The 12,918-nt window shown below is 37.5% G+C and carries 12 protein-coding genes and 1 riboswitch; of the genes, 2 read left to right on the forward strand and 10 right to left on the reverse strand.

What is annotated here, in order from left to right; all coding sequences use genetic code 11:
• Positions 1-5: 5 nt before the first annotated feature.
• The 3 genes from gndA to BLR62_RS06475 all read right to left on the reverse strand — a co-directional run bounded on the left by gndA (position 6) and on the right by BLR62_RS06475 (position 3,584).
• Positions 6-1,424, reverse strand: coding sequence for an NADP-dependent phosphogluconate dehydrogenase (gndA, locus tag BLR62_RS06465; RefSeq protein ID WP_090794935.1), 1,419 nt, complete (start codon positions 1,422-1,424; stop codon positions 6-8).
• Between the two features lie 150 nt (positions 1,425-1,574).
• On the reverse strand, positions 1,575-2,330 hold the full coding sequence (locus tag BLR62_RS06470; protein WP_090794936.1) for a Cof-type HAD-IIB family hydrolase: 756 nt from the start codon (positions 2,328-2,330) through the stop codon (positions 1,575-1,577).
• Between the two features lie 453 nt (positions 2,331-2,783).
• Positions 2,784-3,584: an SDR family NAD(P)-dependent oxidoreductase gene (locus BLR62_RS06475; RefSeq protein WP_090794939.1), complete on the reverse strand. Its 801-nt coding sequence runs from the start codon at positions 3,582-3,584 to the stop codon at positions 2,784-2,786.
• A gap of 168 nt (positions 3,585-3,752) precedes the next feature.
• A riboswitch (glycine riboswitch) is annotated at positions 3,753-3,828 on the forward strand.
• A gap of 103 nt (positions 3,829-3,931) precedes the next feature.
• Between BLR62_RS06475 and BLR62_RS06480 the strand changes: the two genes are divergently transcribed.
• Both BLR62_RS06480 and BLR62_RS06485 read left to right on the forward strand, forming a co-directional pair.
• The gene (locus tag BLR62_RS06480; RefSeq protein ID WP_090794942.1) at positions 3,932-4,204 is read left to right on the forward strand and encodes an ACT domain-containing protein; all 273 of its coding nucleotides are present in this window, start codon (positions 3,932-3,934) and stop codon (positions 4,202-4,204) included.
• Between the two features lie 14 nt (positions 4,205-4,218).
• A complete protein-coding gene (locus BLR62_RS06485; RefSeq protein ID WP_090794944.1) occupies positions 4,219-5,580 on the forward strand; it encodes a PFL family protein in 1,362 nt (453 codons plus the stop codon).
• Between the two features lie 73 nt (positions 5,581-5,653).
• Here the strand turns inward: BLR62_RS06485 and BLR62_RS06490 are convergent, their stop codons facing one another.
• The 7 genes from BLR62_RS06490 to BLR62_RS06520 all read right to left on the reverse strand — a co-directional run bounded on the left by BLR62_RS06490 (position 5,654) and on the right by BLR62_RS06520 (position 12,903).
• On the reverse strand, positions 5,654-6,526 hold the full coding sequence (locus BLR62_RS06490) for a hypothetical protein (protein WP_090794947.1): 873 nt from the start codon (positions 6,524-6,526) through the stop codon (positions 5,654-5,656).
• A 190-nt stretch (positions 6,527-6,716) separates the two neighbouring features.
• Complete coding sequence (locus tag BLR62_RS06495; protein ID WP_090794950.1) at positions 6,717-8,633, reverse strand: ABC transporter ATP-binding protein; 1,917 nt, start codon at positions 8,631-8,633, stop codon at positions 6,717-6,719.
• The gene (locus tag BLR62_RS06500; RefSeq protein WP_090794953.1) at positions 8,626-10,365 is read right to left on the reverse strand and encodes an ABC transporter ATP-binding protein; all 1,740 of its coding nucleotides are present in this window, start codon (positions 10,363-10,365) and stop codon (positions 8,626-8,628) included. Before BLR62_RS06500 ends, BLR62_RS06495 begins: the two co-directional genes overlap by 8 nt.
• Before the next feature lie 23 nt (positions 10,366-10,388).
• Complete coding sequence (locus tag BLR62_RS06505; protein ID WP_090794956.1) at positions 10,389-10,826, reverse strand: MarR family winged helix-turn-helix transcriptional regulator; 438 nt, start codon at positions 10,824-10,826, stop codon at positions 10,389-10,391.
• 108 nt (positions 10,827-10,934) lie between these two features.
• Complete coding sequence (locus BLR62_RS06510; RefSeq protein WP_090794958.1) at positions 10,935-11,786, reverse strand: S66 family peptidase; 852 nt, start codon at positions 11,784-11,786, stop codon at positions 10,935-10,937.
• A 9-nt stretch (positions 11,787-11,795) separates the two neighbouring features.
• On the reverse strand, positions 11,796-12,695 hold the full coding sequence (locus BLR62_RS06515) for a macrolide 2'-phosphotransferase (protein ID WP_090794961.1): 900 nt from the start codon (positions 12,693-12,695) through the stop codon (positions 11,796-11,798).
• Positions 12,688-12,903, reverse strand: coding sequence for a YwbE family protein (locus BLR62_RS06520; protein ID WP_090794962.1), 216 nt, complete (start codon positions 12,901-12,903; stop codon positions 12,688-12,690). The genes BLR62_RS06515 and BLR62_RS06520 overlap by 8 nt, the downstream gene beginning before the upstream one ends.
• Between the last annotated feature and the right edge of the window lie 15 nt (positions 12,904-12,918).

The following is a 12,918-nucleotide window of genomic DNA, read 5'->3' on the forward strand; positions in this document are numbered from 1 at the left end:
CGTTTTTATTCCATCCACTCTGTGTGGAATGTACCTTCTTTATCAACACGTTGATATGTGTGAGCACCAAAGTAGTCACGTTGTGCTTGTAGTAAGTTCGCTGGTAAGCGCTCTGTACGATAGCTATCGTAATAAGCAAGGGCACTAGCAAACCCAGGAACAGGAATACCGCGTTCCATCGCAATAGTTACAACTTTACGTAGTGATGACTGATATTTTTCTACAATCTCTTTGAAGTAATCATCCAACATTAAATTCGCTAAGTCTGGATTTACATCATAAGCTTGCTTAATCTTCTGCAAGAATTGAGCACGGATGATACAACCGCCTCTCCAAATCATGGAGATCGCACCATAATCAAGGTTCCAATCATATTCTTCAGATGCAGCACGCATTTGAGCGAATCCTTGTGCATATGATGTGATCTTACTCATATAAAGCGCCTCACGAATCGCTTCAATTAATTCATCTTTATCGCCATCATAAGGCTCTTCTTCAATCGCAGGACCACTTAATACGTCACTTGCTTTAACACGCTCGTCTTTCATTGCAGAAATAAAGCGTGCAAAAACAGATTCTGTAATAACAGGAAGTGGCACACCTAAGTCTAATGAACTTTGGCTCGTCCATTTTCCAGTCCCTTTTTGGCCTGCTGTATCTAAAATAACATCAACCATTGGTTTACCTGTTTCTTCATCTTTTTTCGTAAAGATATCTGCAGTAATTTCAATCAAATAACTATCAAGCTCACCTTGATTCCATTCAGCGAACACTTTATGAAGTTCATCTGTCGATAAACCAAGAATACGTTTCATCATGAAGTATGCTTCACTGATCAATTGCATATCGCCATACTCAATACCGTTATGCACCATTTTGACATAGTGACCAGCACCATTTGGTCCCATATAAGTCACACAAGGCTCGCCATCAACTTTTGCTGAAATAGCTTCAAAGATAGGCGCTACACGTTCATAAGCTGTCTTTTGACCACCCGGCATAATAGATGGGCCTTTAAGTGCTCCTTCTTCACCACCTGAAACACCCGTTCCAATAAAGTGAATACCTGAAGCATCTAATTCTTTATTACGACGGATCGTATCTTGATAGAATGTATTACCACCATCAATAATGATATCTTCATCATCTAAAAGGGGTTTTAACGTTTCAATCGTTTTATCTGTTGCAGGTCCTGCTTTGACCATTAACATGATTTTACGAGGTTTTTCGAGTGAGTTAACAAATTCTTCAATGGTCTCGGCCCCTAAGAAATTTTTCCCCTTTGCTTCATTCGCCAAAAAGTCTTCTGTCTTTTTGTACGTACGGTTAAAAACAGCTACTGAATAACCTCTGCTCTCAACATTTAAAGCAAGGTTTTTCCCCATAACCGCTAAACCTATAACACCAAACTGCTGTTTTCCCATATTTTTTAGCTCCTTTTTGTATGTAATTCTATTTCTATCATACGTGTAATTGACACATTTCGCAACTTTCGAAGCTCTTTATACACGTCACTCTATACTAAATTATAACAGAATACGCTAGGATGCAAATGAATTTTTAGAAAAATGCAATTATTTGAACAATCCTTTATCTTGTGCCCATAAACTTTCAATTGCATAAGCGGCACCCTCTTGATGTAAGGATTTCGTTATATAATTTGCTTTTTCTTTCACTTCATCTTGGCCATTTCCCATTGCTACTCCGATGCCAGCACTCTCAATCATCTTTATATCATTCATACTATCACCAATAGCCATCACAGCATCAAATTCGATTCCCTTTGATTTAATTAATCGCTCAATTGCAGCTTTTTTATGGGTTCCTTTTCGATTTAACTCCATATTTTTTAAACTCGAATTACTTAATTCAATCGTTGGCATTTGAGCGAATTGCGCTCTCATTTTTTCGCGTTGTTGATCATCTTCTACATGGAATCCAAATTTAATCCAAGTATGCTCCAAATAGTTGTCTGGTAACTCACCTCTGTATATTCGTTCATCTGAGACAAGCCAATGATATGTTTCATTTTGTTGGTGAATCTTTATAATTTCTTTCACAGTCTCTTCATCAATAGCAGCACGTTCAATCAGTTCACCATCTCGCGTCCATATTTCCCCACCGTTCAATGTGATCATATAATCAACTTGTAATTGTTCAGCAATTGCTAAACTCGTTGAACGATGTCTACCTGTTGCAATGACAACTTCAATCCCCTGTTCTCTTGCATCGTTAACGGCCTTAATCATACGATCTGAGACGTAACGCTCTCCGTGATCAACGAGTGTACCATCGAGATCGAGTGCAATCCATTTAATGTTATTTATCAAAACTCATCCCCCCTAAACTAATCTTCTCTACTATATCATGCTCGTCTTTATTATTGAATCCCATATACATTCTCTAATGACTTGACATTTTTGTCGTTATAAGAGATAATGTTCATTGAGCTTCAAATTGGAGCAAAGGTAAAATGATGGCATCCGCCAAATGTTTTTCAAAAAATTTTGAAACGGAACTAGAAATTAATCGAAAAAAAGCACAACAACTAAGTGTTTAATGAGAAAGACTTATTCACACTGGATCGACTTTGGAGTCGTAAGGATGTAGGAGAGGTAGGGCTTACATCGTTTAGGTTAAAAACATTCCAGGTGGACATACCGCGGCACAATGATGATAAATTAAATCATTGTATAACAAACAAACTTAATAAAAGAAGTTTTACTTTTGCAAGACTCATAATAGAGGGTACTTTTCACCATGAAAAGTACCCTCTTTCCAATTTATCGCATCAACGTACCACCTGATATTTTTACAGATTCCCCTACAATATTGTCACAAGCGTCAGTTAGTAAATAACCAATTGTATTCGCTACTTCCAACGTCGTTGTCAATCGCCCTGAAGGAATCTTTTTCTTCGTTTCTTCTATTAATGTTTCATAAGACTTCCCTTGTTGCTTAGCTTGTTTTTCTAAAATTTGTGCAGCCATACTTGTATCAACAAAACCTGGACAGACAGCATTCACCCTAATACGATGTTTAATCGCTTCATATGCCATGGATTGTGTCCACCCGATCATCGCAAATTTAGAAGCTGCATAAGCTGTATTTCCAGCTGTTCCTCTTAACCCTGATAGTGAAGCAACGTTTACGATATTCCCAGCACCTTGTTCTATCATCTTTTGATAAATAGGTTGGGTAAGGCGTAATGCACTAAAATAATTTACATCCATAATCATTTCTGCTTCTTTTGGATCAAGCTCATCTACTTGACCACCACCTGTTATACCAGCATTGTTCACTAAATCCGTAATCGATCCAAGCGTTGACTCTGCATCAGCGATCAACTGCTCACGGTCTAACTGTTTTGTAATATCAGCTATGTGTGTATAAATAGAATGATTTGATGTAACCGTCTCAAGCTCTTTTTGCAAACTCCTAAGTTTTGATTCATTGCGTCCAGTAATGGTCACTTTAGCACCCATTGATGCCAAAACTTTAGCCGTTTCAGAACCAATTTCACCTGTCGCGCCTGTGATCAACACATGATGATTTGCTAATGCTTCATTTGAAAATACACTCACCTTTTCAACACACTCCTTAAAAATCGTTTTAATAAATATTTCCTTTTACAGGTCGCGTTAAACCTTCATTGTTGGGAAAAGTTTATATTGACGGGCGTTGAAAATACTGGTACGATTTCTTTATTAGTTAAATAAAGAGCGATGATGATTATGGGTCACACTATAATAGGAGCTACTTCTGGAGAGTTCGTCTAGACGACACCGAAGGATTCACAATCTCAGGTAAAAGGACAGAAGACAACACGTATAATGATACATAATGTTGTCTTGAGATTGGGGAAAATAACCTCCAATCTTTTTTAATACGTATGAAAAGAAATAACTAAATAATTATTGAGGTGAAGAAAATGAAAAAAAGAGCCGTTGTAACCGTAGTAGGAAAGGATCAAGTCGGAATTATCGCACGTGTTACCAATGTGTTAGCAGATTATAAAATGAATATTCATGACATTAGCCAAACGATCCTACAAGACTATTTCACGATGATGATGATTGTTGATACAGCTGAAGAAGATCAAATTGATGCATTGCTAAAAACATTTGAAACAATTGAAACTGAAATGAACTTAACGATTAGCATACAACTTGAAGATGTCTTTCAAGCGATGCACCGTATTTAAGGAGGCCTAATGATATGACAATTGCACATGGAGAAATTCAAGAAACCATTCGTATGGTGCAAATGGAAAGTTTAGATATACGAACAGTCACAATGGGGATCAGTTTAAAGAATTGTGCATCCCACGATTTTGAGACCGTTAAAACAAGCGTTTATAACAAAATCGTAAACTATGCCGGACAGCTAAAACCTGTTGCAGAACGCGTTGAAAAAGAATACGGTATTCCGATTGTCAATAAACGAATTGCGATTACACCTATTGCTGAAATATTGGGTGATGCTTCTGTTGAGCAAGCGATTGAGCTTGCTGACGTATTAGACCAAGCAGCCGAAACAGTAGGTGTTGATTTTATCGGAGGTTATTCAGCTCTTGTACATAAAGGCATGACTAAGAGTGATGAAACATTATTAGAGGCGCTTCCTAAAGCATTAGCATCAACGAATCGCGTCTGTGGATCGGTATCAATCGGTACAACACGCACAGGCATTAATATGGATGCTGTTGGTAAATTAGGTGAAGTCATTAAAGACACTGCTGAATTAACGAAACATGATAACAGTATTGGCTGTGCGAAATTCGTAGCTTTTTGTAATCCTGTTGAAGATAACCCGTTTATGGCTGGTGCTTTCCATGGTGCTGGTGAAGGAGAAGCGGTTGTTAGTGTTGGTGTAAGTGGACCTGGTGTTGTATTAAATGCACTCAAACGCTATCCTGACGCTGACTTAGGTGAAGTCGCAGATGTGATTAAAAAAACAGCTTTCAAAATCACACGTGCTGGTGAGTTATTAGGTCGTGTCGTGAGTGATCGATTAAACGTACCCTTCGGTATTATGGATCTCTCTCTTGCACCGACAAATGCAATGAATGATAGTGTTGCCGAAATTTTAGAAGAAATCGGACTTGAAAGTGTTGGTACACATGGAACGATCGCAGCACTTGCACTGATGAATGACGCTGTTAAAAAAGGTGGTGCCATGGCGAGTTCTTATGTTGGGGGCCTTAGTGGTGCTTTTATTCCCGTTAGTGAAGATAATGGTATGATTCGAGGAATTGAAGATCAATCGCTTAGTCTCGATAAACTAGAAGCGATGACCTGTGTCTGCTCAGTTGGTTTAGATATGATCGCTGTTTCAGGTGACGCATCACCTGAAACGCTTGCTGCGATTATAGCTGATGAAGCGGCAATCGGTATGATTAACAAAAAAACAACAGCCGTGCGCGTCATTCCAGTTATCGGTAAAGAAGAGGGCGAAATTGTAGAATTCGGTGGCTTACTAGGTCGCGCGCCAATCATAGGCGTTAAACCGTTTAGCTCAGATAAAATGATTAAACGAGGCGGAAGAATTCCAGCACCGCTTCAGTCACTTATAAATTAATGATAGAAAAATCCCATTCACGCTAATCAACGTGAATGGGATTTTTTAATCTCTATTGTCTATTTCATATGTCTTAAGTTGTTGTAGAACGACTTCTCACTACAGCATCAAAATAAATCACAGCATAACCTACCATGAAAACAGCGTAAGAAAGAATCAAAAAACCGAAGCTTATAATTGAATACAATATACTAAATCCGATTACAACAATAAGAAAGTCAGCAGCTAAACGGATAATACCTGTTAAAATAAGTAAGGTTAAGAATAACCAAAATAAAAGCCAGGATCTCTTTTGAGTTATTCTAAAACTTTCACCTAACCCTGGTGCTACCTTATGAAATGTAACAACGGCAAGGCTCAAACCCCAACGAGCAAATAATAGTCCAATTAACACAAGCGCCACAACCATAAGAATGATACTTAAAATAATGGGATACACCGTTTCTGAAACAAGAGCAATTGTAATGCTAATTGAAAAAATGATAAGGGGTGCTATTAAAAAAAGGAATGCTAAAACACCTAATAATAAGTATGTTCCAACCAATGGCCAAAAGCGTTTGAAGGCATTTTTAATAATCATTGAAATATCATACGTTTCATTATCCATTATTTGTTTAACCATAATCAATACAGATGCAATCGCAAGAGGATAAATAAAAACCTCCAATAAATTAATGGCTAAACTACTGAAAAACTCACCAGGTAAAAAGAACTCACCATTATTTTCAATCATATTTAATAGTTGCTCGTTTATTGCGTTATTTTCGGTACCTGAAGTAAAAAACGGGCGCCCTGATATGAACTGAGTTACGATTTGAATCAAAAGGATCGGACTAAATAAAATAAATAATAGCTTGAGTAAAGATCCAAAATGCTTTTTCACAATATAAAAAGTCAAATCAATAATTTCTCCGAATTTCTTCGGTCGTTCAAACAATTGTTCCATACTATCTCCCTCCACAATCAATCTTTTCTTCATTTTAACATGTTCCAAGTAAAATAATAGAAAAATCTGTTATAAGTTTATGTCCAAAATAACCTCATCATGTTTTTAATGGTTCATTCGTTCTAACCTAAAAAACCCTTCAAGTGTTCAATTAAACACTTGAAGGGTTAAACTAAAAAGGCTATCTGAGTTAAGTTAATTCAAACATACCTGCTGAAAGCTGATAATACTTCCCGCCTTGTTCAATTAATTGATCATGATCTCCACGCTCAATAATTTCACCGTGCTCTAATACCATAATGGCATTGGCTGATCGAACGGTTGATAAGCGGTGTGCAATGATAAATGAAGTTTTTCCCTCCATCAATCGATCCATACCTTTTTGAATCAGAGTTTCTGTTCTGGTATCGATCGATGATGTTGCCTCATCTAAAATTAAAATAGGCGTTCTTGCAATAGCAGCTCGTGCAATGGCTAACAGTTGACGTTGACCTTGTGATAAGTTTCCACCGTCTGATTTTAATACGGTTTGATAGCCATGCTCAAGCTGACGAATAAAGAAGTCAGCATTTGCGAGTTTTGCCGCTTCCACTACCTCTTCGTCTGTTGCATCCAAGCGTCCATAGCGAATGTTTTCCATGACTGTCCCCGTGAAAAGGTGCGTATCTTGTAACACCATTGATAAAGAGCGTCTTAGATCTTTTTTCTGTATTTTATTGATCTCAATACCGTCAATACTTATATTGCCACCCGGAACATCATAAAAGCGATTAATTAGATTGGTAATGGTCGTTTTACCTGCACCTGTAGAACCGACAAACGCTATCTTTTGACCAGGTTTTGCGTATAATGAAATATCGTTCAATACGGTTTTATTTTCTTCATACCCAAACGTCACCTGGTCGAATACAACCTTACCTAAAACAGGTGTATAATGAACAGAGCCATCTTCTCGTAACTCTTTCCAAGCAAATTTTCCTGTACGATCATCTGTTTCTATAATCTGACCTGAGGCATCTTGATCAATCGGTACCATCGTAATATGTCCCTGATCTCGTTCAGGCTCCTCATCAATCACTTTAAATATTCGCTCAGCACCTGCGAGTGATGTTAACACAGCATTCATTTGCTGAGAGATTTGTGTGATCGGCTGTGAGAACGTACGTGTAAATTGAAGGAACGCGACCACCGTACCAATTGTTAATGCTTGCGTAATCGCAAGTAATCCTCCAACCATCGCGGTTATCGCATATAGCACATACGATAAGTTCCCCATAATTGGCATTAATATATTGGCAAATATATTAGCTTTTGTTGCATTATCTTGTAGTTGTTCATTTAACTCTTTAAATTCATCGATCACTTTATCTTGTCTAGAAAAGACTTTAATGACTTTTTGACCTTCAATCATCTCTTCTATATAACCATTTACACGTCCTAATTCTTGTTGTTGCTTAACGAAGTAATTCGCACTTTTACCACCAATTTTCTTCACTGATAAAAGCATGATCGCTAGCATAATGACAACAATGATCGTCAATTGCCAACTAAAGATAATCATCATCGTGAACACACCGACAACTGTTATGAGTGACATAAAAAATCCTGTCACACTGTTGGATAGCACTTGTCTTAATGTATCAATATCATTTGTATACAGACTCATAGAGTCACCATGCGTATGCGTATCGTAATATTTAATCGGTAGTTTTTCCATCTTTTTAAACAAGTCAACACGTATTTTATAAAGCGTTCGAGTTGACACACCGACCATTAAACGGCTAAATACATAAGTCGATACAGCACCCGTCACATATATAATTGAAACGAGTCCGATGACTTGAATGAAATCTGTCATTAATTCTTGATCGTAACTTTCTGCTAGTGGCGCAAGATACGTATCAATAATGACTTGTAAAAATGATATACCAATCACATTAGCTAACGAGCTAAAGATAATCGCAATCATTACAATAAGCAAAATCCATTTATCATCTTTCATATAGCTTGCAATACGTCTAGTTGTTGACCAAAGGTTCGTGGGTTTCCCCATTCCTTTTGGACCACCCATAGGACCACCGATCGGTTTTCTTGGTTGACTACTCATTTATGCCACCTCCCTTGCTCTGTGACTCATAAATTTCTTGATAAATCGTATTTGATTTCAATAAATTATCGTGTGTATCAAAGCCATTAATCTTTCCATCTTCTAAGACAATAATTTTATCTGCATCAGAGACAGACGTGATGCGTTGTGCGATAATCAATGTTGTCACATCATTTAAATGTTCCCTGAATACTTCACGAATCGCGGCATCAGTTGCCGTATCAACTGCGCTCGTTGAATCGTCTAATATAACAATTTTCGGTTGTTTTAAAAGCGCGCGCGCAATCGTCAATCGTTGTTTCTGTCCACCTGAGACATTCACACCACCTTGACCAAGTTCTGTATCATAGCCATCTGGAAATGCCGTAATAAAATCATGTGCTTGAGCAGCTTTGGCTGCCTCTATGACTTCTTCATCCGTCGCTTCTTCATTTCCCCACTTTAAGTTCTCTTTAATCGTACCTGTAAATAACACATTATTTTGTAAAACCATCGCAACGTGGTCACGTAATGTATTTAATTTGTACTGCGTCACATTTCGACCTGCCACATGCACTTCTCCGCTTTGAACGTCATATAAACGCGGGATCAATTGAACTAACGTCGATTTAGAAGAACCTGTTCCTCCAATGATCCCAACTGTTTCCCCCGATTTAATAGATAAATTGACATGATTCAAAACAGCATGTTCAGCATCATCTGAATAACTAAAGCTAACATCTTTAAATTCAATGTCACCATTTTCAGGCTTTAATTGTGGATCGGCATCACCGTCATCCAAAACAGGCTTCTCTTCAAGTCCTTCAACGATTCTTGAGAATGAAGCTCTTGATATAATGAGCATAATAAACACCATAGAAAGCATCATTAATGAAATAAGTACTTGCATAATGTACATAATGAAACTAGAAAGCTCCCCAATATTAAAGGTACCTTCAATAACCATATTCCCACCAAACCATAAGATCGCCACAACACTTGTATAAATGGTCATCTGCATGATTGGCATATTCAATACGACCAATTTTTCTGCATTTAATTGTGCGTCTTTGACACGTTTGGCATTATCTACAAATTTCTCTTCTTCATGATCTTCACGGACGAATGCTTTAACGACTCGAATATTAACAATAAAATCTTGAACTTTCTCATTTAAAGAATCATATTTTTCTAACATATCAAGAAAACGAGGGTGGGCAAATTTCCCAATTAAGTAAAGGGCTGTACCCAAAACTGGAATAGAAAAAATAAAAACAGTCGACAACTGCGGGTTGATCGATACTGCCATAATCGTCGCACCGATTAACATAACTGGTGCTCTTACAGCCATTCGAATCACCATCATAAATGAATTTTGTGTATTCGTAACGTCTGTCGTTAATCGTGTCACTAGAGATGCTGTTGTGAATTTATCAACATTTGCAAATGAATAGGTCTGAATTTTTTTAAACAATCCTTCACGAATATTCTTCGCAAACCCCATCCCAGCTATTGCTGCATACCGACCACTTAACGCACCAAATATTAATGCAATAATAGCCATCAAAACCATGAGTGACCCCATTTGAATTGTATAGGTCATGCCACCGTCACCTAGAATACCGTAATCAACAATTCTTGCCATCATAAACGGTATCATAAGCTCAAGCGCCACTTCGATCGTGATCATCACAGGTGCAAGAATCGTTTCAAGCTTATATTCCCCTATGAAAGGTAATAATTTCTTTATCATACTGACTAACCTCCACTTTCCATCTATTCCTTGTTTTGATTTAAGTTATCTAAAAACACTTTTAAGTGATCGATGGTTTGATCAATGTCACCTTGAGACAAACCTTTAAATAACTTCGCTTCTATTTCATCCTTATGTCCCATAAATTGCTTTAAAACGTCTACACCATCATCTGTTAAATGAATGAACTTGTTCCTTCCATCGACTTCACTCTTCACTCGTTTAACAAATCCTTTTTCTTCTAGACGGTTAATTAATCCCGTCACCGTCGGATTTGTTAGTTGGAAATGATTTTCAATATCTTTTTGATTAACTTCTTTATTGTGATATTGACATCCTCCTAAATAGAGCAAAAGATCTCCTTGGGAAGCTGTTATGTTTTGGTGTTCAAAGTAATTATTTTTTTCACGTTCTAAAGCGAAATACACAAGACGTATGTAAAGAATCATATCATCTGGCATGCATAAATCCTCCTCGCTATATATACATAGCATGCTATCTATTATCCGTATTCTTACTTTCTTTGTCAATAAAAAAACTTTAAAGAACTTATCAAAAAAATAAGCTCTTTAAAGTTTCACCTTTTGACCTATAGGTAATAAGCGGCTGTTTAGTTGATGACCAATTTGATCAGTCTTGGCTACTACTAATTGATGTTTTAAAATAAACGGTTCCATTAATTCAATTAACCGATCAGTGGAATATTCTGTTTCAAGTTCAGTGAACGTACCTAACAACACACCGCTTACTTCTTCAAAATAACCCATTTGATCCAACTGGTTGAAAAAACTAGCGATTCGATTAGGCTGACCGCTTCTGCTTTCCAAAAATAACATTTTCCCTTTGGAATCTGGCATATACGGTGTACCCGCTAATTTTAAAAAACATCGAATATTACCACCCATTACCGTGCCTTCTAATTGATCACCATTAATAAAATGATAATCAAATGTTGGCTTTAACATAGTCTGGTTCAACACGTTTAAAAAGTCAGATGACGGGATCTCGCTTGCCTCTTGTGCTAAGTGCAGCGCTTGGAAGTGATAAGTCATTATATCTGCTTTGTGATAAAGTGCATTCAATAGAACGCTCACATCGCTATAACCAAAAAACGGTTTAGGGTGCTTTCTGATTTTATCAAAATCCAGATAAGGTAAGATTTCATTTGCACTATCACCACCGGATAAATCAAAAATCGCAGCAATTTGATCATCGATAAATAAATTCATTAATTCTCTAGCACGAACTTCAGGTGGGGCACTCCAGTAATGAGAGGGTTCTCTTTTAAAAGCATTTGATTGGACAATATTTAGTCCTGCTTTGTGAAAATAGTCTTTTAAAAGGTCAACTTGTTCTAATGCTTGCTCTGACTTCCCATCAGAACAGGCAATCCACCCAACACGATCTCCCTTTTTCAACATCCTATCACCTCAACTAACACCTAATGCTTCTCTAGCCATTTGTTTGTATTCTTCTAAATCTGATATCTTGGCAAATTCAGCAATCGCAATCGGAAAAGCCGCTTCAGTTTCGATAATATGTTGTTTCATCTTCAGCCATGTATAACCACCCACAGCTCGATAAGCTTCTATTAAACGGTCTAAGCTATCTTCTCCGAATAATGTGTAATAGACAGAGAAATCCATTGCAGGATCAGATATTTTAGCCTCGGTCCAATCAATAAGTGCTGTCACATTGGCATCTTGATCAATTAAAATATGTCCCGCATGCGCATCTCCATGAATTAGAACCGTTTGTTTCGGCCATAAAGATTCGTCATCAAGCCAATTCATCCACCTTTGCCATAGGGCTTCACTTACACCGAATTCATCTTTAACGGCTTGCATACGTTTTTTAAAATGTGGGCGAAGTTCATCCGCTGTCACAATTTCTATATCCGTATCTTCAAAATCTTTTGATTCAAGTTGATGCAGCTCTGCCAAAGCTTCTGCAAACGTTTGATGAAAATTATCAGGGAGGTTCGTCGGATCAATTGTCCACTCATATGCTTGCTTTTCAATATCGATCGTACCAACAGGAACACCCGATAATTTCGGATAAGCAATCAAATCCTCTGAATAGATCAACCAGTCGGGCGCGTTAAAGGTTGTGACATAACGATTAACAATATCCAATACTTGCTTTTCAACTTTCGTTCGTTCGATCACGTCGTCGCGTCTTGGCATTCTGAATACCCAATCAACCTTTTCTGTATCCACAACAAATGCGACCAAAAAATCGACCCCTGATTGGTCAATAATAATGTGATCAGGGTCAATCGATACGTCATGTTTTTCAGCTAACGCCAACACCTTTTCTTTTTCATTCATGACCAGAATCCCCTTCTGCTTTGATTTCTTTCACACGGCCTACTTCACCCGTTTCTAACATCACTTTAATCCCATGAGGGTGGCTCGGTGAATTTGTTAAAATCTTTTTCACTCGACCTTCAGTTAGATTCCCCGTTCTTTGATCGTTCTTTTTAACAACAGCTACGGATTGTCCAATTTTAATTTGTCTTCGTGTTTTACCGTCCATAAATATTACACCTCT

It is taken from the genome of Pelagirhabdus alkalitolerans (assembly GCF_900096905.1).
GTDB lineage: Bacteria > Bacillota > Bacilli > Bacillales > Amphibacillaceae > Pelagirhabdus > Pelagirhabdus alkalitolerans.